The sequence below is a fragment of the Candidatus Saccharimonadales bacterium genome (genome assembly GCA_035697325.1).
Classification (GTDB): domain Bacteria; phylum Patescibacteriota; class Saccharimonadia; order Saccharimonadales; family Saccharimonadaceae; genus JALRBM01.
The window spans coordinates 209523-230149 of the sequence record DASSDB010000004.1 but is presented as its reverse complement, the minus strand read 5'-3'; the positions used below and the strand labels follow the sequence as shown (position 1 = coordinate 230149).

Here is a 20627-nt window from a genome sequence, read left to right as displayed (position 1 = left end):
CTGGTGCTTTTTTGTTGTTTGAAAAACTGATATGATAAGAAGCAATTATGACGATTCTTTATATAACTATTGCTGTTATTTTAGGCAGCCTCATCTCACTTATAGGCGGTATAGTGTTACTTCGAGTTAAAAAGCGCCGTCAGGCAGCGCTTTTAATGACGATGCCATTTGGCGCAGGCGCTTTGCTTGCGGCAGCTTTTTTTGATCTTCTCCCCGAAGCGTTTGAACAAGCGGACCCGAAGCAGATGCTCCTCTTTTGTTTGGTAGGATTTGTGTTGTTTTTCTTGTTTGAGCGGCTGGCTGGCTGGTTTCATCATCACCATCAGCACGAAGAGATGCCCGGCAATAAGAAGTCCCAGCGATGGCTTGTCGTTGTTGGCGACATGACACACAACGCGATCGACGGATTGGCAATAGGCGCTGCGTTTCTTGTCAGTGTTCCTACGGGTATCATAACTACCTTTGCCGTGGCGACTCACGAAATTCCTAAAGAGTTAGGAACATTTGCTTTCTTGCTTTCGCGCGGCTGGAGAGGAAAGACGGTCATTATAGCCAACTTAGCGACAGCAATAGCCACCGTTATCGCAGCGATATTAGTGTATGTTTTTGCTAAAGATTCTCATGATTTTGTGCCGGTGCTGCTTGCTCTCACTTCGGGCTTCTTTCTGTATGTTGCTGCCAGTGATATTATTCCGGACATTCATGAGCAACCTCGTCGTATCGGAACGATTCAGGCGGTTATGTTGCTTATTGGGGTGGTGCTCGTGGGTACGGTTATAACGTTGCTTGGTGTATAGCGCAAAAATGTTTTTGCATTCTTAGAGGACAATGCTGGTGCGAGTTGGAGCGAGCTCTCCTGCTATGAACCGGTCGATGTAGATGTTGGTCTGATTAACGATAAGCGGTAGGGCCTTTGCCTCTTCACTCGTGAACTTTCCAAGGACAAAATCAGCATCGTTTATTTGATCACGCAGCGGATTGTAAATGCCGATACGGATGCGTGCATATCGAGGGCCAAGGTGCTGATTGAGTGATTTGATACCGTTATTGCCGGCATCGCTGCCCTCCTGTCTTGTTTTGATGGTGCCGAATGGTAGGGCGAGTTCATCATGGACTACCAAGATGTCTTTGGCGGTATCGAGCTTGTAGAAATCGGCGATGGTGCGCGCAGCTATGCCTGTCTCGTTGTAAAACGTGGTAGGTTTGGCAAAGATAATCTTTTCGCCGTCAATAGTTGTTTCGGTGAAAAGCGCCTGGAACTTTGTTTTTTCGGTAAATGAGAGCTGAAGGGTGCTGGTAATTGAATCCAGAACGGCGAAGCCGATGTTGTGACGGGTGTTATCGTAGGTAGCGCCTGGGTTTCCTTGTGCAAAGATAAGTTTCATGGTCTTATTGTATAATGAATCCTTTTATTTTATAATAGTGTTTGAGTAGAAAGGTGATTCCATGTGGAATGACGAGCAGCCCCACAGTAGGATGACGCGTCGTAAAGTGACGGACAGCCTGCGCGCGTTGTGCCGGAAAATCAATGTCGATCGGAGGCAAGTTCCACGACCACGACAAGTGGCTCACTGCTGAATCCGCTTTTCCAGGTGCTCGCTGGTGACGACTATACGCGAAAAGTCGTCACCAGCTTGAGCGCCTAGTAAAAGCGGATTATTTTTTTAGGTCCTTGGCCGCCTTTTCGCGGTTGGCTTTGATTTGTTTTTCATCTCGGAAAGAAAGCTTGATTGGGGTGCCTATATAACTGTAGGTTTCACGAATGAGTCGTTCGAGGTAGCGTTTGTAGCTCCAATGCACGAATTTAAGATTGGAACCATAAATAACGAACCAAGGCGGTGTTGTATCAGTTTGTACCATGTACCGGAGTTTTGGGTGGGTGTTTTTAAGGCCGGCTGGTGGATGTTTTTGGATCGCGCTCTGGAGCAAATCATTAAGAACACGTGTTTTGGTAGGCTGTTTGCGACGTGCGTCAATATCGAGGGCGAGATCAAATAGTTTTGTGACATTCTGTCCTGTTACGCTACTTGTAAAAATAAGAGGTGCCCAAGGAGTAAAGTTGAAGGTGTGGGCGATACGCGGCGCGAGAGCATCTCGGGTGAAGGCGTCTTTTCCTTCAACGCTATCCCATTTGCTGACGACAATTACCATTCCCTTGCCTGCTTCGTCGATGATGCCGGCAAGTTTTTGGTCGAGCTGCGTATTCAACTCGTTGACGTCCATGAGGAGGAAGCAGACGTCGGCCTCCTCGATAGCTTGAAGTGTGCGAAGAACACTGAACTTCTCAATACCTACCTCTTGTTTGCCCGGCTTACGAATACCTGCCGTGTCGAGGAGTTCTACCTCGCGCTGATTGTACCGGATGCTGACACGATTGATATCTCGAGTAGTACCGGCGATATTGGCCACTAGCGCTTGCTGTTTGCCTGCAAGCGTATTAAAGAGGTTGGACTTGCCCACATTTGGTCGACCGATAAGGGCAATCCGCAGAACTTCATCAGGCGTATCCTCACTTTTAGCAGGGATATGCGCGATAATCTCATCGAGCGCATCGGTGATGCCGCTATTGTGCTCGGCACTGGTACGAATGATAGATTTGATGCCAAGACGCTTGAATTCATCGGCTGGTACGCCGGTTCTAAGATCGGCCTTGTTGGTAATAAGGATGACTGGTTTTTTGCTCTTAAGGGCTTTTTTGGCAACAAGCCGGTCCTGATCACTGACATATTGAGTACTATCGACGACCACAAGAATGACATCTGCTGCTTCTGCCGCCTCTGTAATTTGTTCTTGAATAGATGCCTCAAATTCATCATTCGGATCTTTAAGACCGGCGGTATCGACCAGCCAGAATTGGTGGTAATTGTACTCCACGCGGCCGAGGACGTTATCGCGGGTTGTCCCTGCTTCGCGGGCGACAATCGCCTGCTGGGCCCTTACCATACGATTAAAAAGCGAACTTTTACCAACGTTCGCTTGACCGATGATCGCCACTGTAGGGAGTTTTGAGGCCATACTTAGCGCTAATTATAACAGAGGTAAAAGAATTTTGCGAGCATGAGCGGTATATGGTAAAAGGAACACCCGCCGACAAAACATCGGCGGGGTCCACTGGTGCTAGTTTCCGCAGAAGCGGTGGAGGATATCCTCTTGGGTGCCGTCGAGCAGCCCGGTCGCAGCGCCAAAGAGCACTGACTGCCCGGTGGGCTTGCAGCCGTCCAGGGCCTGGCCCTTGTACTTGACACCCGTCGGCTTCCCGCCTGCCACCTGGATAACCACGTCACCCTTGGTGTACTCGGTCTTGTCGCCGTTCGCCTTGAAGCCTTGGGCGACCAGGCCGTTGTGAAGTACCTCGCTGGTGATCATCGACGGATCGGCCGACACATTGACGCCGGTTTCGTTGATGTTCACGTTGACCGGCAGATTCGAGCCGGAACCACAGGCTGTGAGCACGAATACGCCAACCAGGGCTCCGAGTACCCAGAGAATGATTCGACGAGTCAAAAGACTCTCCTCTTCTAAATCAAACTGAAAGTGGACTAAATTATCATATTTGTATCTTAAGAGAAAGTCAATCTTGAGGTATTCGAATTATTTGAGAGAGAAGGTAGCGTACTCACCTGGCGGGAGATTGGCAAGGACATACGACCCAAAGTGAGTTCTATGAAGCTTCACAACAGTATAGCCAAGCACGGCGAAGGTTCGACGGATCTGGCGGTTACGGCCTTCGTGCATAGTGACACGCCAGCTTTTTCGTGTCTCATCGAGTCGCTCGAGCTGAAGTTGGCTAGTGCCGTCTTCGAGCTGTACACCAAAGTCACTTATCATCTGCTGGTGAAGCGGCTCAAGCATATGATCAAGAGATACCTCATAGACCTTTGTTTTATGGAACTTGGGGTGAGTCATTTGGTAGGCAAAATCCCCATCGTTTGTTAAAAGGATAAGCCCAGAACTGTCTTTATCGAGCCTTCCAACCGGCTTGAGAGCAGCTAGCTCCCGTGGAAGAAGCGAGTAGATCGTAGGATTTTCCCCTTGAGCGCGGCGTGAACAAACGTATCCTATGGGTTTATGAAACAGTATGTAGCGATAGGATGCTTCTGATTGCAAAGGCTTGCCATTAACAAAAATAGCATCACCTTGTTTAAAACGGGCACCTAAAATCGCGACAGAGTCGTTTATTCGTATCTTCCCCTTCTCTATTAGGTCATCAGCTTCACGACGAGAAACACCAAGCTGAAGTGCGAGGTGTTTGTTGAGTCGTTCGAGGGGAGGTTCTGTCATCAGGATGAATTATATCATGCCTGAGGTGTGGGTGGCGTTGTTGAGCTGCCTGGCGCAGGGGGTACCGGCGGACGAGGTATTTCTTCGAATTGAACACCGGAGGCTTGCCCGTCGGGTATGATCGATGCCTGGGGTGCTGAAGGGACTGAAGGTGAAGGAGCTAATGGTGTTGGTGTGGTTGGTGGGACTGCTGATGCGGGTGAAGCTAGTGCGGGCGCCGGAGCCTGAGGGGTAGATGGTACAGAGGGTGCCACCGGAGCTACTGGTTCAGACACCGGTGAAGGATTCGTAGCGCCCTGTAGTTCTTGGTCCATACGACTTGCGAGATCACTTGGTGGAGTTGACGAGCCAATCGGATGAATAACTCGCTCTCCAAGTCCGGAAGGTCGCGCGGTTGAAAATGGTGCAGTTGGCTGCGGAAGTGGTGAACTGGGCTGACTTGGCGCCGGAGGAGGCGTGAACGACGGTGCTGTAGGCGCAGGGGTTGTTGTGGGGCGAGGAGCAACCGAAGGAGCCGGACGTGGCACGCTGCTTGGTGCAGGACCACCGAATGCTTGAGCGGGACTGGCACCGGCAACAGGGGCGTCTTTTAGGACTTCATGAACGGTGCGAACGACATCCTCGATTCCTACCTGCGATTTGACAAGGTACTTATCGGCACCAAGCGCCTGGCCGCGAGCGCGTTGATCTTCGCTTGAAAGTGCGGTCATCATGATAACGTGAATATCTTTTGTTTCAGTTGTTGAGCGCAAAATATCAAGCATGTCAAAGCCGCTGATTTTAGGCATCATGACATCACTGATAATAAGTTCAGGGCGCTCTTTTATTGCCATTGCAAGCGCTTCTTCTCCATCACCCGCTGAGACAATATCGTAGCCTTCGGCCAAAAGCCGTACGCCATAGATTTCGCGTAGACTTTTATCGTCTTCTACCAGTAGTATTTTGGTCATATTACCCTCTATTGTACTAAGTGAATCTTAAAAATGCTATAGCGCTTATGGTTGATTTTGGTTACGAGGAGGAACGACAACGCCAGCTTGCTGGGGGCGAAGGTAACGTGCGGGGTCCTGCTCGATGCTCGTAATGGGTGTATTAACACGAGGTACGGTATAAGGTGCTTGAGCGGTTGGCATAGGGCGAGGTTGGCTACTTGGAGGTGCTGGCGCAGTCACCGGAGGAGGTGTAACAGATTGAATAGCGCCATGAAGCTGCTCGGCAATCGATTCTGCCGGAGGACTGACGTAGGCCGTTTCGGACATAACGGTTGGCTCCATTTGCTGGACTTGAGGAGGTGCGATAGGAGCTGGTGCGCCGGAAGGTGGCGGCGTCGTGACGGGCGTAGGCGAGGCAACGTTTGGCACAGGAGCTGGAATTGCCGATGCTGCGTACGTCGGATCGGGAATAATTTGAGGTGGAGCTTGTTCTTTTGCGATATCGGCAGCCTCGATTATGCGCGTTGCCTCTTCATGACTGATCCTTGGAATCTCAACATAGAAAGTGCTCCCTCTCTGAAACTCACTTTCTACCCAGATTCGACCATTCATGGCCTCAACAAGACGACGAGACAGATAGAGTCCTAACCCGGTCCCTCCTATCTCACGGGTTTGGCTGTTGTCTACCCTATAAAATTTCTGAAAGAGGTGTGCCATATCTTCTTTTGGAATGCCGATTCCACTGTCGGCAACAGAAATAACGATATGTTCGCCCGATTCATCACCGCCGATATCAACGGTAATATCTCCTTTGGGCGTGTATTTAATGGCATTTTCAACCAAGTTATTGAGTACTTCGCGCAGATGATCATTGTCGACGTTGGCGTAATATACGGGGTTGAGGCGACGCTCGCCCTGGGTGCTTTCATCGCTCGCCTCAGGCATGGGTTTATAGATCATCCGGAGGCCTTTTTGCTCGGCTTTTGGCCGTAACCCCTCTATAATATCGTGCATGAAATCGACCACATCAACAACCTTGGGGTTATTGGCCAGACGACCGTCTTCAGCCTTCGAGACATCCAGAAGATCTTGGAAGAGACGTCCAAGGTGTTGAGCGGATTCGTGCGCTTTACCTATATATTCCCTGGCTTTGTCGTCGATTTGAGAAGTATTGGGGTTGAGCGCTAAACCAAGGTATCCTTCTATCGAGGCGACAGGCGTGCGCATTTCGTGGCTGGCAGTGCTGATAAATTCCGCTTGCTCCCTTTCTTCGGCCTTGGCTTTGGTGATGTCTCGGAATACAACAATAACTCCGGATCCTGGCTGGCCGGTAGGAGAAACGGTAATAGAAACGAGAAGTTTTTTACCCGATTTTGTAAGCAGACTAAGTTTGTCTGTTTCAACTTCTTTGTTGGTGGCTATGGCTTGGGAAATGGGATCGTTGGCGGGAGTGAGTTCGGCATCTTTAGTATCGATGAGCTTTAAAACCGATTTGTAATCAAGCGAGAGCGCGTCCTGCCTAGTCCAACCGACGATTTGTTCTGCCGCGGGGTTGATGAGCTGAATAGTGCCTTTGCTGTCGAGAGCAATGACACCATCGGCGATGGCGCTAATAACCACATCCGATTTTCCGGATACTTGGCTGTATTCGGCGGCGAGCTCCTTGTAGGCCTTTCCTGTGGTGTTTTCCCCTTCTGCTACTTCTTGATCTTTTTTGTGCCACATCAGATAACTCGCGACAAGCGGAAGTTCGCCGGCGAGCACTATCGTAACGATCATTTCCCTTGTGAGGGTTGCTTCAAAACTGAGCCAGCCCATATACCCAAGCGTAGCGAGAAACAACGGCAAGAGCGCATACCAGCCAAAAACACCGGCAAATACGGCAACCACCATCCATAAGGCAATGAATGGCGAAGAAGTACCGCCGGTTGTGAAGACCAGCAAGGTGGTGGTGAGGCAAAGGAGCGCATAGGCGCTTCCTACTCCAAGTGCGATGAGCTTTTTTGGTGCCCATAAGTACGAAACGAACCCAACCGCAAAGGCGATGCCGGCAGTAATGGCCGCCAGATCGGGTACGAGTAGCGATGAGCCGATGCTTTTAACATCGGCAAAATATGCCCAGAAATAGAGCGTCAATACGATCAGCGAAACAAGCATGATCGCCTCGCAGATACGGCGATGCCAGAAGCGTGTGAGCGGTAATGGTTTGATAAATGCCCCCTATTTACGAGTGTGATCTTCCTACGCCTATTATGCCAAGCATAAGAAGGAAGTGCAAGGCGACCACGGGTGTATTCTTATTTTTGAAAATGTGTGGAGTTTGCACAACAAGTTTTGAGATGGATTTTCCTTAGGTATGCTCGGGGGTGTCCTATAAGTAATAAATAATTGAGGTAAAACTATGAGCGAACGTCTGGCGTCCAGTCTTTTTGAATTTGACCAGAAACAAATAAAGGCCCTGCGTAAGATTGGTAGTCGCGCTTTAGAAGTATCAAAAGAACGGTATTGTAGCGGTTTTCCGATTTATCGTGGCGACATGATAGAAGGATTTGACTATAGCGGAGGAAGCGAACAGAAGCTCGGCTTTAATAACTCTTTCCATAACTACATAGTAGGCGAAGGCGGAGCTCGGGTGGCGGGTGCGGTTGATCTCTCCCCTTCCCTGCAAGAGCTGGCGCGTGCAACTGGTGATGCTCATGATGTCCGGCAGCTCTGGGGCCGAGGGGCCGATGAGCGGGACAGTGCAGCGTGGATCGAACAAAGGATTGTTGAGGCAGGATTGTTTGACCGTGTAGTGGCTAAGATGGGCGCTAAAGCTATTTTAGGAACCGAGCCGCTTTTTGACGCCGATGGACCTATAAAAGGTAAGATTATCGGTCAAATGGCGCAGCAGCTTGAGTACGACTCTAAGGAAGAAGAATTATTTGCCAAAAGCGTAGCGTCGGCTGATCTCGGAGCGTTATATAAGCCCTATGGGCCCTATCTTGGTCACCAATTGTACGCACAGCGGCAAGGATCGAACGCAGGCGAAACGCCCGACATGGCAGGTTTTCCGCAATTTTACGAAAAACAAGCTCCCTTCGTTGAAAATTATCGCTACCTACTACCTGAAGCCGAGGGTGCGCTGGCAACCCATCGTACTCAGGTGACGCGCTACACCAATTTTGTAGCCGAACAGCTTCGCGAAGGAAAAATCGAAAGTTGGGAGCAGTTACGAGCGCAGGACATAGCCTTTATGCGTAACCCGGATATGCAGTTGAGGTAACTTGCAAAACGTGACAATAAGTGATATAAATGAAGAAATGTTGGGTGATACGCAAGCCATCAGGGCGTACTTCTTTAAACTTGGTCTTTCCTCGGAAATAGCCGATATCTATTTGGCACTCTATGCATATGGCGAGCAAACAATATCGCAGCTTGCTCGCCGCTCCGGCGTGGAGCGAACTCGTATCTATCGGCTTATGGACGAGTTGCAATCAAGCGGTTTAGTAGAAATTGAGGCGCAGTACAAGCGCAAGCTCTTCCGGGCCGCACCCATCTCAAATCTTCAAATTTTGCTATCAAAAAAAGAGCAGGATCTTCATGAACTCTATAGGGGCCTTGGTGATCTTCAGGAAGTCCTCTCAAACAAAAATCACCTATCTGAAGCGACAAAAGTTCAAGCATATCAGGGCGTCGATGGTCTGAAACAAATGTTTTGGAACCAGACACGCAGCAAGGGCGAAAATCTTTCAATCCTTTTTGAAAACATGCAAAATCGTACCAAGCTCAGTTTTTTTGAACGATGGGTGCGAGTATGTAACGAGCGCGGAATGAAATCACGAAGTATTATAAGCGATAACTTTGTACGCACGCAGCAAGAATGGTACAAAAACAATACCAACGAACGCCTTATCAATTGGGAGGGACGTTATATTCCTGATGGTGTCTTTCCTATTACCCACTCAACGACTATTTATGATGATGTGACATCGTATTTTAACTGGAGGGATGGTGAGGTTTTTGGCATCGAGATTCATAATCAAGAAATCGCCGATGCGCAGCGGCAGTTCTTTGAGATGCTATGGGCGCAGGCCATACAAATTGACGATATGAAATCCCTCAAAGAGCAGCTCCCTAAAAAATAGTAGAAGCGCGGATGAGGTGCTTCTACTCGATTAAGCCATGAGCGATTGCGGCGGCTGCTATCTGGACGCGAGACTTCACGCCCAATTTTTTGCCGGCGCTCTGAATCCGTGCCTTAACAGTCTCTTCACCGGAATACAGGTAGCTGGCGATTTGCGGCGTGGAATAGCCGAGTGAAACGAAATCAAGGACACTTTGCTCCTCCCTGCTGAGGCCCTGAACTTTACCCTTCATTCCCGGGGGTCCAGCGATCTTTTTTGCCCGGAGGACCGCGCAGACGGCTCGAGCGGCGGGGTTTTCGATATCCTTAGCCACATCATCATCCTGGTAGTAGCCAAGCTTTTCGAAGATATCACGTAGCCAGCTTTTGGCAGTAGAGATACTTGCATGGTTTCGCTTATCGCCGACTGCGGCATCAGTGAGGCCGCAGGCTTTGTCTTGGAGAACATCCAGTTCGAAAGCGGTGAGTGTCGCGATCTGTGCAGGGGTATCGATGGGCTTTTTAGCAGGCATTCAGATTCCCTTCTCGTTGATATTCTGGTCGTACCACCTCATCCGCGCATGCGCCATCGTACCGCATATCGTAAGGTGATGCAAGAGGTGGCCCCTGGAAGAGTTTCTCCGCCCTTAGTGCATGTGTCACCTCTGTACAAAATGAGTATCGTTTGGTATAGTTATCGAAGTAAATGGCCTCATCGTCTAACGGTTAGGACACAAGGTTCTCATCCTTGCAATCGGGGTTCGATTCCCCGTGAGGTCACCATGACATTATTCAATTTCAACAGAGGTAAGAAGTTTCGGAAAATATTCGCTGGAACTTTTTTGTTTGGCTTTTTATATCTGTTAAATTGGTGTTATACTCCCGTTAGGTTTATATATAGTAGAAGTCATCATGCCAAGGACAAGTAATGCTGAGCTACCCTCCGCCAGTGAGTTATGGGAGATTCTTGCAAAAGAATCCCAAAGACTTGCTGTTTATTACGATTATCTGAAACTTCATCAAGATATCTTTATACCCTTTAAGCAATTGTGTCGTAAATATGGGGCGGAATGTGATTGGTTGAGTGTGTACGAACAAATAGATCTCGTCGAGCTAGACGCACGTTTGCTCGCATGCTTTGATAAGCTTGAGGCGAGCATGTTCAATAAAACAGACCCTCTTTACGCAGCCGTCTACGACAAGCTTGTTATAAATAAAGAGCCGGAAAATGCCGACGCAATATTTGTTTTTGGATCTCCAAACGATTTAAGAATACGAAAAGCTATTGAATTATACAAAGCTGGATTTTCCGATAAGATTGTTATAAGCGGTCACGGACCTTTTTACGCAAGCCATACGCAAAATGAAGCTGAGCGAATGGCCAAGGTAGCTTTAGACGAAGGAGTTCCAGAATCAGCATTGCTGCTAGAGCCGAAAGCTATAACCATACCAGATAACGTGAAGCGTACTCTTGATTTGTTTGAGGACATTGATTTTAAGCCTGCTAAATTAATTATAGTTGCATCACCGTTTGCACTGCGTCGTTGCGAGATGGATTGGTATAAATTTACACCTTGGGCTATCAAAACAGTACCAGTTGCCTCTGACTCTATGTCGTACGATTTTACTAGAGAGGGATGGACGACGACCTCCCGAGGTATTCGAGTAATCTTAAATGAGTATGCCAAACTTATCTTTGAAACAAAGATGGATTTATTGCGTCGTGAACGAAGTACTTAGTTCCGGGGATTTGCGGCCTGTTCCTTAATCTTTAGCGCAATAAGCTGTAGGTTAATACGTTTTATACCAGGCGGTAGAGTGTTTCACATTTGTCGCGTATGGTTTAAGACTCCTACTATCTTGTAATAAAGTGAGGAGTCCCAGAGAGTATTCCCCCGGCCTTTATTTTGTAATTTACTTCTGTTATTTCGGTATCCTTGCGATGATTGACATAAATTATACTTAATGATATAACATAAGAGTATTTTGTGAGGCAACTCCAAAGTATCTTAACTCTCTATCTCATTGATTACGGCGAAGTGGCTATTAAACCATAGCTAGTTCGCCGTAATCAAGTTCTGAAAGGACATCATGATCACTGAGGTCAACGTACCCCACGCTCACGCCTATCGACAAGAGGCAAACGGACAGTTTCGGCTGCTGGTCACGGAGGGAGTCACCACGTGGAGAAAACGCCTCAATGATAGCGAAGATAACTTCCCCGGCGAGAGCTGCGTCTTTTACAGTGAGGACGGTGGCGAGAGCTGGAGCGAATTCTACCTGCTGGGTTTCATCGGGGATCGGTGCGGCCGGTTCTGGGCATACGTTCTCAGCCCGGTCCACGGCATTCCACGCATCATCAGTGGTGTGGGAGGCGAAGTAAAGTTCGTGGGTCGTACCTATGAACTCATCACGGACGAGAAGACGAACTTCACCAACGTGACGCGTCTGGGTGACAACGGCCGACTACTGGTCGGAGATTCCGTCGCTTACGAGCGGCTTCGACGAACTGAAAGATAGAGAGCTTCAGGTGAGCACGACGGCGATGCCGCCCGTGCTCACCTGGCAGTTCCTAAACGCATTTATGGAAGTGCTTTTAGGAACTGCTACTCTGTTTCTGCTTATTTCTTCTTGCTTACCTCATTCCACTTTGGATAATGTAACATCCATCGAATGTTCCCAGCTACCGGCAGGATTTAACCGCTCATGACGACGTTCATCTCACCCGTGAGGCCAAAAGCGGTATGTACAATAAACGCTTACCAGGGATCCACTCATAAATATCTACTGTATTGATAGCTAACTGCGGCTTGTCGTTTTCATCAAAGGTGCTGCCATTTGTCATCCAGCGCCCAATCAAAACTTCAAGAGGTTGTATTTGGGACCGGCAGTTGACTGTGCTAATTTGCTGGCTGGGCTGAAGATTCTTGTTCCATATATTTTCCAATCAATAGTTATAATTTTACAGGTTCACGGTACAAAACGAACTGGCCATTCTCTTCACGCCCGCTATTAATCCAAGCTTGTCGAATATGGGCTTTGAAGACAACCGTTGTGGCATCGGGCCGTTGGACGTCTTCTAGAGTGAAGTAGGGTATGCTCTGATGGCGGTCGATCAGTTGGGTCATAGCGCGCTTCATTTCGTCCGGATCGGTCACGATAGCGGCGTCTGCTTGCAGATACACGCCACTGCCTTCACCCGGACCAACACTTGAATCGTACACAACGATAAAGGCTTTGCTATTTGCTTGAATGTTTTGACCGTGCTGGCTGGTACGAGCGGCACACCAATATATGTTTTTTAAATCGTTATCAAAGGCGATAAATTGGGGTGCCGCCCATGGTAAGCCGTCTTTGGAGGTGGTGGCGATTGTGCCGTATATGTTGTCAGCTAAGATAGCTTGAGCGGATGCACGATAGTCTTTCATAATTATATATTACATCCTCTGTTGTGCTAAATACCACCCTATTTCGTAAGATATGAGCAAGTCATTGACAAAAAACGCCTTTGCATCTATAATATAAATTTGTTAAAACCGCATCTCTGTTAGGAGTGATCGGCAATGACCATGACCGCGGAGGAGTGGTTCAGCATTCCGCTGGACACTCCGCAGGAACAACTGGATGAACTGCTTCACCAAGCGCGTATGCGCCTGGCCGAAGGAGAGGCTGAAATCGCCGCAGTGCGTAGTGATGATGTCAAGATGGCTACTGCCAGAAGGGTATCCGAGGGTAGCACCCCTGAGGCGCGGCAAACTCGCGTGCAAGACATGCTTGCAACCCTCAGCAACGGGGTCGACACGAACACCGGGTTGTCGAAGCCGTTCGCGTTCTACTACGCGTTCGGGATCATGAAGCCGCTGACTGTCACGAAGAACGATGGCGCGCGCGTGCCCATGCTCGTGCTTCGCAACATCGTGAACGCGCTTGGCCTGACCGAACTGGTGACAGCGATGTTCGCCATCCTCTACCTCACGGCCGACGCGGAGCTGCGCGGTAGCTTCGCCTGGCGACAGCTCAATCCCCACGCCGTCCCCCTCACGCCCGAGGGGTGACGAAGGCCCAGGAGGATGACTCGTTCTCCTCCTGGGCGCCCCACTTTTTTGATGGGGCTTTTTTAGTTGTTGTATTTCAGAGGCCAGAAGTATTACTTTAAACTAACTTTTCTCCTTGTGCAATGCTTTGTATACTGTCAGTATCCAAAAACAATAGACTAAAAAGAGTACCTCCATGCGAGCACGAGAAGCTCGCATGGAGGTTTAAGAGCTAGCGCATATCCTTCGCGATATGCCACTCGGTGGTTCTGCCGGGTAGCTTAACTCCTCGCAGCTTACCGCTTTGAAGGAAATGTGTAACTTGCTTTTCCGAAACGTCGAAAAAGGCCGCTGCTTCAGCTACAGACAAGAGCGGGCTGGGGTCACGCAAGCGTTGCTCACACCATTTTATTCGCTGGGTGACTCCCGGACTGAGACAATCCCTTAGCATTTCTACGACACACGCTTGTCGGAGTTTTTTGTCGCTATGATGATGCAAAGTGCATTCAAGATCTCCGGATTGCCAAGCTTTCGCGGCGGTATCCTCGTCTACCCCGAAGATCGCGGCTACCTGCCCTACGTTGAGTGGAGTTTGCCGATCAAGCAGGCGGTTCGCTGACACGGGGGAAATCTTTATCAAACCTCCTTCTGTTTGGAGGTAAGCGATCCGCCCATCTTTTAACACGTTCTGCCCTGTGTTGGCACTAAGTCCAAGAAAACGCTCGAATTCTCGTAGCCCTATTAAGGGACGCTCGTCTTTTTTGCGCTCTGCGATCCACTCTTTGGCGTCTACCCACTTTGGGATGAGTTTTTGGAGTAAAGCGAGAATGCTTTCTAGGGTGACTGGCCTCCTGATCGGCTTGCCAGGAATCGTAACGCACCGCAACTCCCCGCTCTGGATGCGCTCCTTGACGTAATCAAGGCGCGATCCAAAAATATGTGCCACTTCTTCTCGTGATATGTAATCTGGATTGTTAGCTTGCATGAGAAACCGGTCGACATCTGCTTCGAGGACACGCCATTCCGACAGGAGCTTGATGGCCCCAAACCTCCCTCGTTCGATGCGATGACGAAGCGCATTAGTGCTTGTGCCTAGCTTCTCTGCGGCATCACCTATGGGTAAGAGCACCACCTTGCCCCATAAGACATCCTTGGCGGATATCTTATGGTTAAGATTTGTCGCTCCTCGTTGCAATATTTCGTCTACATTTGTGATTTTGTAGTGATTTGTATTGTTGATGGTTTCTGCGGGTGCTAAAAAACCGACTCTTCGCCATTGGGCGAGCGTGTCTGCGGTGATTCGCAGCTTATCGGCAAGTCTGGTTGAAGTTACGAGCTCCACTATTCTTCCTTCTCGGGTTTTGGAACCAACTTGCCCGATTATAGCAAGGATATGGCTTCATAAACAGTAATTTTGTGTAGATTTATGAACATGACAACTCATTGCAAATGTTGAACGATTGGTATAAAATTTAACCATGCGTTCAAAAAAAGAAGCTCAGACGACTCGGATTCAGCAAGTGCGTCGGCAAGATATTATTACTGCTGCGACGAAAATTATTAACCGGGACGGTTACGCAGCCACGTCAATTATGTCCATTGCCAAGGAAGCCCACGTGAGCAAAGGAACAATTATGTATCATTTTGCAACAAAGGATGAGCTGATTGGTGCCATTGTCGAGACGGCTTATATGGAAGGTGCAGCCTATATGAAGCCGCGTATTGATGCCGCACAAACGATGACCGACAAGTTAAAAGCGTACATAACTTCTAATATTGAGTATCTTGCCCAGCATGCCGATCAGATTGCGGCCGTGCACCAGGTTATATTGAATACGCCCGCGGTCGACTATAGTGGCAATGCGGTTGATCTATTGGAATTGCTCTTTTTAAGGGGGCAGAACGGGGGTGAGTTTGGCGAGTTTGATGCAAGAACAATGGCGGTATCACTCCGCTTTGTTATTGATGGGTCGTCTTTTTATCTTTTGGAAAATCCGGCCATCAATTCAAAAAAGTATGCGGATTCAATCTGGCAAATGTTTATGCGAGCAACGAAAAAGTAAAGGAGAAATACATGAGCGAACACTTACACAACACTATTGGTAAAGCAAAAAAGGTAGCCGGCTTGTTTATAGCATGGAACGTTATATTTTTTCTGGCAGCACTTATTATGAGAGGTGCAATGATCGGCGATACGGCTGACGTTGTGCTAGTACGTGGTGGAATTTGGGTTATTGGCGGGTTGGTTTTGCTGTATCTTTTAAAGCAAATGTCTAAAGGAAAAAGGAGTAGTTGGGTGCGGCTGAGCGTCATAAGCGTATTAGCTCCTCTTGGTGCAGTAGCGTTCATTGTATTTACGCCGAATCTGCCACTCTGGTTTGATATCGCTCAAGCAGGCGGGGCTATCATGCTTGCGGCCATTGCCTTTCTTGTTTTGGATAAGCAAACAAGAGCGCACTTCCCCAAGGTCCCCCGGTCTTCCTAAGAGGCAGGCTATTGAAAAAATATAACTATTATGCTATAATATAAAAATTGTCATAAGCATTGCTTTTGGCATGACCTCTTACATCGAATAGATCTTTTGGAAGCCGAACTGCTTATTCCGTATTAAGTGAGTAGTTCGGCTTTCGAAAGACTACTTTCTTAGCGTAGTCTTCCTGAGAAGAATGGAGATTGCTATGACCGCGACCATCGACTACACCGTGATCCAGGGCCAGCTGGCCGAGGCGACCCGCGAGGGTACCGTCAGCCTGGAGCTGCTGGACACGGCTGTGGAATCCACCCACCCCGACGGGTACGAGGGCATCCCCTACTCGCAGGGCGTGCGGTGGATCTCCGAGCACACGCAGTTGTTCTTGGAGTTGCTGGAAGCGGCCGGGTCGTCGGTGGAGGAATTCTACCGGCGTCACCTCGACAACTTCCACGTCGGAGAAGACCTGCTCAACAACGAGTGGCTGCTCCTCGCCCTGGGCGACGAGCAGCGCGTGCCGTTTGTCCGCGAGGTGTTCCTCGCGGCTGGCGCCGCGTACGACTACTGGCTGGTGCACGCCTTGAAGGTGGGTATCAGCAAGGACGACCTCGCCGAGATGATCTTCGAGAAGCTCCGCCAGACCAAGGTGGAGTATCGCTACAACGTCATCAACTTCACGAAGCACGCCTTCGTGGGGAACGGGTCGGGCCGTGTGCGCCAGCTGACCAACGGCCACGGCGTGTTCGAGGAGCCCGACAGCTACTGGGGGATCCTCGACGACGAGCAGTTGCTCACCGCGATGCAGATCGTCGCCAAGACGGCGCCGAACATGCTGTTCAGCGGGAGAGGCTCCAACGAGTGGTTCACCACCTCGGAGAAGCTGAGGTTGCGGTTGGGTGACAGCAAGGTGGATGCCTTGCTCGAGCTCGCCGCGACGAACCTCCAGAGCTTCGATCTGGTGTCGCTCGATGTGATGGCCAAGCTGCCGCTCTGCGTGCAGCTCGACTTGGCTCGCCGGTTCACGCCCTCCGGGACGTGGGTGATCCAGATGGCGCTCGAGATGGATGCGGCCAACGGCGGCTTCGCCCTGCTGAAGGAACTCGGCGACGTGCTGAGGACCAACAGCGTCACCACCTACAAGTGGTGGCTGACCCAGGAGCCGGACAGCGACAACCTGCGCTTGTCGCAGGAGATCGAGCGCCGGCTGCTCTCCGCCCTCCGGGACGAAGGCTGGCTGACGGGAACGCTCAAGACCGAGAAGTACCAGGGGCGTACCCAGCTCTACGTGAGGGCCGGCCAGTGCAAGTACATCAAGGACCGGCGCCAGATCACCTACGATCTGCCCGGCGGGAGCAGGAAGTTCCCCCACGCGGGTGACGTCGTGCTGTTCCGCCGTGGCAGCGGATATCCGCTGGTGTCGGGCAGGTTGTACGCCACGACCTTCACGCTGGTGAAGGCGGCCGATTCGAAGTAAGCGGTTTACCCCGACCCGTTCGCAGTTTCAAGGCGAACGGGTCGGGCTGACTCTCAAAATGAGATAGAAATTATGTCGTTTTAAGAGCCCGAAAGTGACCCATAGGGAACGATTGAACCCTGAGTAGACAAAAAACTATAAATATGATATAATTACCAGCGAAAGTGCGCCAGATTTTCTGCTGCGCACTTATAGTAGCTTTCCATCTATTTATCCACAATCACTACGGTTAGGAGCCGATCATGGACACTCTTTCCCACACCCTCATCCTTCCCTGGGTCGAGAGTGCTACGGGTCACTTCGTCTACGCAGATGAAATGCGCAAGGCGTTTTCGCTCGCAATAGCCGCAGGTGTCAATCTGATTTTCAGTGGCCCTGGCGGTCACGGAAAGTCGGAGTTCTTGGAGGCCGCCTTTGGTGCCATCAGGGACGTGACTCCGTACGTCAAGTCGTTTGGCCAGGGTACCTCTCCGGAGGAGCTCTACGGTGGCCTCGACCTCGACGCCCTGAATCGACAGGGCGGCGCGGAAAAGGCTGTCCTTCAGTACAGTCCCGAACTGAGTTTCTTGGCGTGCCGAGTAGCCGTGTTCGAAGAGCTCTTCGATGCCCCTCCGCGGGTGTTGACGAGCCTCAAGGACACGCTGACGGCACGCGAACTGCGCAACGGTCACCAGCGTTACCCGATGGTGACGCGAATCATCGCGGCGCCGACGAACCACTCGCCACAGGAGGTTGCCGAAGGCCAAACCTGGCATGTGCAGGCAAGGGCTGCTCACCCAGGGCTGGCTTTTACGTTTACTTTCTCGTCATAACGCTCAAATATTTGACACATCAAGTGTAATCGAGGACAGTAATAATTGGTATTGCCTAAAAAGGAGTTCTTGCGATGCGTGCACGTGATCTGGCAGTTGGTCAGACGTTCTACGTACTATGTTTGGGTGTGGCTATCAGCCCATACCTTACCGTATCAGCCGTTGAGAGTTCATCTGGCGCAGTTGTGCGGATTACTGCGTCCAATGGTGAAACGAGAGAACTCAAGGCGAACCAGAGGGTCCGAGTAGTCACCAAAAAGTGAACGATGGGTCTTCAGGGCACAGGCCGTCAGTGGGTCGCGTTAATACGCGATACCACGGGCCTTTTAAATTTCTTCTCAGATTGCTCTGCTATAGTAAAAATATGGGATTATTTGATTTTTTCGCTCCAAGTAACGAACCAACGAGTGATGGCGATGCTCCCCAGCCGGCATCGAGCATCATAAAAGGCCATGACAGCAGTTTTCCGATGGTATTTATTAAACGTTTAAAACCGCACAATAATGGAACGCATATGCAACTCTACTGTCATATCGTGAACAACTGGCCTGAGGCGGTTGAGCTCGACAAAATACGTATCTTTGGTACGACGCGTGAGTTGGATACGGAGCTGCGGCCCCATGAAGAGCGAGAATTTGTTATTTATGATGGCCCTGCGCTGACTCGGGAGCATCATGAGTCGGAACTTATTTATAAAACGCGTAAAGAAGCTGATTATTTTGAAACTATCCACACAATGACCTTTGCATATAATGCCAATGATAAGACGTATCTCCCAAGTGATATTCGCGTTGAAGGTCCGGTGCGTGATATTTACGGATAGTTTTAGTTGTCCATATTTTTTAAGGGTCGCGGATGCCACATACGTGACACCCGCGACCCTTTCAAGAGAGATTCACTTAAGAACTCCCTGTTGAAACAGCTTGAAGACAGCGTTCTCTCGACCTGTTGCTTCTAGCTTTTCGATAGCCGAAGCAACTGCTCGAGTCAGCGTACGAACGCCAATTTTGAGCATCGCTGCGGAGTCCGGATCACTATATCCTTGGGCAATGTTTATGAGCGCCTGGCGTTCCCTCCACTCAAGCGTTTTTGCCGAATTCTCGTCAGCGGGCGGACAAAACAATTCTCCGTTGTGAATCGCAATAGCCACCGCATGGGGCGTCGTATTGGCAATAAGTCGCCGCCGGCAGTGTTGCAGGTGCGTTTTTACTGTTGACGGCTTAAGGCAAAGTATCGCCGCCGCCTCTTCTAGACTGGCAGTAACGGCGGAAGCAAGCAATGCATCTGCCTGGGAGTTGCGAAGATGCTTTGCGTAGTACCGCTCACCCCTCTCAATCAACAGTCCGTAGCGAAACCCTTTATAAATGGCATTGCACCGGTTGACGGCATCCAGTTTTCCGATGATTACTTTCATGTAATTATCGATAAGCTTCCGCGAACAGAAGTAAATCTTCTCCAAGTCCTCATCTTGGTTTCCGCCAGCTACGAGGCTAAGAAAGTCGACTTCTGCTTGGTTGAGAGGAGTGCCGGGATTCTGCCCTTTACGAAGAGGAATGTGACGAGCGGCAAGCGCAAAGCCGATAGCTTCTTCGTTGTTTACTGCTCCGTATCGTTCCCTGGTCTTGACCAGGCTAGCTTTGACACTCATTTCGGATATGCCAAAATTTCTGGCAATTTCTTCGTGGCTGTCTCCTTTTGCGACTGCCAACAAGATTTCGAGTTCTCGAGTCGGGGGTTGCACGCGCACTTCCCTTCTGCTGACAGTGTGTTCATATTTTATAATGTTTTGGAGGAAATGTCTTCACCCGCAAGATAAGCTTGTATGAGGGCTTCGTACTTTCTTGCCTGATTACGCGCGATATAGAGATGGCGGCGAGCCTGTCCGCCCGGCATATTGTGTGCCGCGGCGTACTCGCTTACTTTGGAGCCGTTTGCTATTTCAATAACCAGCTCAAGTAGCTCCTCGCCGGATATATGCTGTGTTCTAAGGATATCAACGAGAAATTGCATAAATGCATCGTCACCCGCAAGCATCTCCTGTCTGATTGTGTCTTCGAACGAATATGAGGGGTGGAGAGCCTGATTTTCGTAAGAGGTGTAATCAACGGCTTCTGTATTAGGGCGCCGCAGGGATTCTCTACGGTAACTGTCAATAATTGTCGTACGGGTAACGGTGGCAAACCAACCTTTCTTGGGCCGATTTCCTTTTTCGAAAACATGCCATGTCTTTATGAGCACTTCCTGAAGGATGTCTTCGGCATCCTGCGGGTCGCTCAGTGATTTACGCGCGATTCCTAAGATAAGGGAAACATGAGGAGCAATAAATGTTTCGAACTCTCGCTTGAGTGAGGAGTTAACTTCCCGAAGGGCTTCCCTGCCAAGAGTACGGCTATCGGGCATGGAAGATGGTGGCACTTCGGAATCGTGCCGAAAGGAGTCGGGGGTGCGTGTGACCTCGGACATGATTCTGAGTATAATAGCTCTTTTGAATTATTTTGTCAAATATATGGGTTGGTGAC

Annotated in this window: 24 protein-coding genes and 1 tRNA gene; 13 read left to right on the top strand and 12 right to left on the bottom strand. The window is 49.7% G+C overall.

Going from position 1 to position 20627, the window contains the following annotated elements; all coding sequences use genetic code 11:
* The first annotated feature begins 47 nt into the window (after positions 1 to 47).
* Positions 48 to 797, top strand: coding sequence for a ZIP family metal transporter (locus VFH06_05115; GenBank protein HET6747457.1), 750 nt, complete (start codon positions 48 to 50; stop codon positions 795 to 797).
* A gap of 21 nt (positions 798 to 818) precedes the next feature.
* Here the strand turns inward: VFH06_05115 and pth are convergent, their stop codons facing one another.
* The 6 genes from pth to VFH06_05085 all read right to left on the bottom strand — a co-directional run bounded on the left by pth (position 819) and on the right by VFH06_05085 (position 7370).
* Positions 819 to 1385 (bottom strand): aminoacyl-tRNA hydrolase, encoded by a 567-nt coding sequence (gene pth, locus VFH06_05110; protein HET6747456.1) that lies wholly within the window; start codon positions 1383 to 1385, stop codon positions 819 to 821.
* 271 nt (positions 1386 to 1656) lie between these two features.
* Complete coding sequence (der, locus tag VFH06_05105; GenBank protein HET6747455.1) at positions 1657 to 3015, bottom strand: ribosome biogenesis GTPase Der; 1359 nt, start codon at positions 3013 to 3015, stop codon at positions 1657 to 1659.
* A gap of 102 nt (positions 3016 to 3117) precedes the next feature.
* Complete coding sequence (locus VFH06_05100; GenBank protein ID HET6747454.1) at positions 3118 to 3504, bottom strand: hypothetical protein; 387 nt, start codon at positions 3502 to 3504, stop codon at positions 3118 to 3120.
* 87 nt (positions 3505 to 3591) lie between these two features.
* The gene (locus VFH06_05095; GenBank protein ID HET6747453.1) at positions 3592 to 4281 is read right to left on the bottom strand and encodes a pseudouridine synthase; all 690 of its coding nucleotides are present in this window, start codon (positions 4279 to 4281) and stop codon (positions 3592 to 3594) included.
* Positions 4282 to 4295: 14 nt separating this feature from the next.
* Positions 4296 to 5231, bottom strand: a complete 936-nt coding sequence (locus tag VFH06_05090) for a response regulator (GenBank protein HET6747452.1) — start codon at positions 5229 to 5231, stop codon at positions 4296 to 4298.
* A 45-nt stretch (positions 5232 to 5276) separates the two neighbouring features.
* Positions 5277 to 7370 carry an ATP-binding protein gene (locus VFH06_05085; protein HET6747451.1) on the bottom strand — a complete coding sequence of 698 codons (2094 nt, stop codon included), beginning with the start codon at positions 7368 to 7370 and terminating at the stop codon, positions 5277 to 5279.
* A gap of 244 nt (positions 7371 to 7614) precedes the next feature.
* Between VFH06_05085 and VFH06_05080 the strand changes: the two genes are divergently transcribed.
* Together VFH06_05080 and VFH06_05075 are read left to right on the top strand one after the other, a co-directional pair.
* On the top strand, positions 7615 to 8478 hold the full coding sequence (locus VFH06_05080) for a hypothetical protein (GenBank protein ID HET6747450.1): 864 nt from the start codon (positions 7615 to 7617) through the stop codon (positions 8476 to 8478).
* 10 nt (positions 8479 to 8488) lie between these two features.
* Entirely contained in the window at positions 8489 to 9340 is an 852-nt protein-coding gene (locus VFH06_05075; protein HET6747449.1) for a helix-turn-helix domain-containing protein, read from the top strand.
* A 22-nt stretch (positions 9341 to 9362) separates the two neighbouring features.
* Here VFH06_05075 and VFH06_05070 read toward each other — a convergent pair whose 3' ends face one another.
* Positions 9363 to 9851 (bottom strand): LuxR C-terminal-related transcriptional regulator, encoded by a 489-nt coding sequence (locus VFH06_05070; GenBank protein HET6747448.1) that lies wholly within the window; start codon positions 9849 to 9851, stop codon positions 9363 to 9365.
* 175 nt (positions 9852 to 10026) lie between these two features.
* On the opposite strand from VFH06_05070, the gene VFH06_05065 reads away from it, so the two are divergent.
* Positions 10027 to 10101 (top strand) — tRNA-Glu (locus tag VFH06_05065).
* Between the two features lie 129 nt (positions 10102 to 10230).
* Entirely contained in the window at positions 10231 to 11058 is an 828-nt protein-coding gene (locus VFH06_05060; protein HET6747447.1) for a YdcF family protein, read from the top strand.
* 306 nt (positions 11059 to 11364) lie between these two features.
* Here VFH06_05060 and VFH06_05055 read toward each other — a convergent pair whose 3' ends face one another.
* Positions 11365 to 11661 carry a hypothetical protein gene (locus VFH06_05055; protein ID HET6747446.1) on the bottom strand — a complete coding sequence of 99 codons (297 nt, stop codon included), beginning with the start codon at positions 11659 to 11661 and terminating at the stop codon, positions 11365 to 11367.
* 24 nt (positions 11662 to 11685) lie between these two features.
* Between VFH06_05055 and VFH06_05050 the strand changes: the two genes are divergently transcribed.
* Positions 11686 to 11838: a hypothetical protein gene (locus VFH06_05050; protein HET6747445.1), complete on the top strand. Its 153-nt coding sequence runs from the start codon at positions 11686 to 11688 to the stop codon at positions 11836 to 11838.
* Between the two features lie 434 nt (positions 11839 to 12272).
* On the opposite strand, the gene VFH06_05045 is transcribed toward VFH06_05050, so the two are convergent.
* On the bottom strand, positions 12273 to 12746 hold the full coding sequence (locus tag VFH06_05045) for a pyridoxamine 5'-phosphate oxidase family protein (protein ID HET6747444.1): 474 nt from the start codon (positions 12744 to 12746) through the stop codon (positions 12273 to 12275).
* 135 nt (positions 12747 to 12881) lie between these two features.
* Between VFH06_05045 and VFH06_05040 the strand changes: the two genes are divergently transcribed.
* Positions 12882 to 13373: a hypothetical protein gene (locus tag VFH06_05040; GenBank protein ID HET6747443.1), complete on the top strand. Its 492-nt coding sequence runs from the start codon at positions 12882 to 12884 to the stop codon at positions 13371 to 13373.
* A gap of 211 nt (positions 13374 to 13584) precedes the next feature.
* Here VFH06_05040 and VFH06_05035 read toward each other — a convergent pair whose 3' ends face one another.
* Positions 13585 to 14694: a helix-turn-helix domain-containing protein gene (locus VFH06_05035; GenBank protein ID HET6747442.1), complete on the bottom strand. Its 1110-nt coding sequence runs from the start codon at positions 14692 to 14694 to the stop codon at positions 13585 to 13587.
* A gap of 136 nt (positions 14695 to 14830) precedes the next feature.
* On the opposite strand from VFH06_05035, the gene VFH06_05030 reads away from it, so the two are divergent.
* From VFH06_05030 to VFH06_05005, 6 genes are all read left to right on the top strand, one after another.
* Positions 14831 to 15415: a TetR/AcrR family transcriptional regulator gene (locus VFH06_05030; GenBank protein HET6747441.1), complete on the top strand. Its 585-nt coding sequence runs from the start codon at positions 14831 to 14833 to the stop codon at positions 15413 to 15415.
* An 11-nt stretch (positions 15416 to 15426) separates the two neighbouring features.
* Entirely contained in the window at positions 15427 to 15837 is a 411-nt protein-coding gene (locus VFH06_05025; protein HET6747440.1) for a hypothetical protein, read from the top strand.
* 193 nt (positions 15838 to 16030) lie between these two features.
* Positions 16031 to 17296, top strand: coding sequence for a hypothetical protein (locus tag VFH06_05020; GenBank protein HET6747439.1), 1266 nt, complete (start codon positions 16031 to 16033; stop codon positions 17294 to 17296).
* A gap of 242 nt (positions 17297 to 17538) precedes the next feature.
* Positions 17539 to 18108 (top strand): AAA family ATPase, encoded by a 570-nt coding sequence (locus tag VFH06_05015; protein HET6747438.1) that lies wholly within the window; start codon positions 17539 to 17541, stop codon positions 18106 to 18108.
* A 74-nt stretch (positions 18109 to 18182) separates the two neighbouring features.
* Positions 18183 to 18371, top strand: a complete 189-nt coding sequence (locus tag VFH06_05010) for a hypothetical protein (GenBank protein HET6747437.1) — start codon at positions 18183 to 18185, stop codon at positions 18369 to 18371.
* A 101-nt stretch (positions 18372 to 18472) separates the two neighbouring features.
* Positions 18473 to 18931, top strand: a complete 459-nt coding sequence (locus VFH06_05005) for a hypothetical protein (GenBank protein HET6747436.1) — start codon at positions 18473 to 18475, stop codon at positions 18929 to 18931.
* Positions 18932 to 19003: 72 nt separating this feature from the next.
* Here the strand turns inward: VFH06_05005 and VFH06_05000 are convergent, their stop codons facing one another.
* Together VFH06_05000 and VFH06_04995 are read right to left on the bottom strand one after the other, a co-directional pair.
* Complete coding sequence (locus tag VFH06_05000) at positions 19004 to 19849, bottom strand: LuxR C-terminal-related transcriptional regulator (protein ID HET6747435.1); 846 nt, start codon at positions 19847 to 19849, stop codon at positions 19004 to 19006.
* 35 nt (positions 19850 to 19884) lie between these two features.
* Complete coding sequence (locus tag VFH06_04995) at positions 19885 to 20571, bottom strand: sigma-70 family RNA polymerase sigma factor (protein HET6747434.1); 687 nt, start codon at positions 20569 to 20571, stop codon at positions 19885 to 19887.
* Positions 20572 to 20627 lie beyond the last annotated feature (56 nt).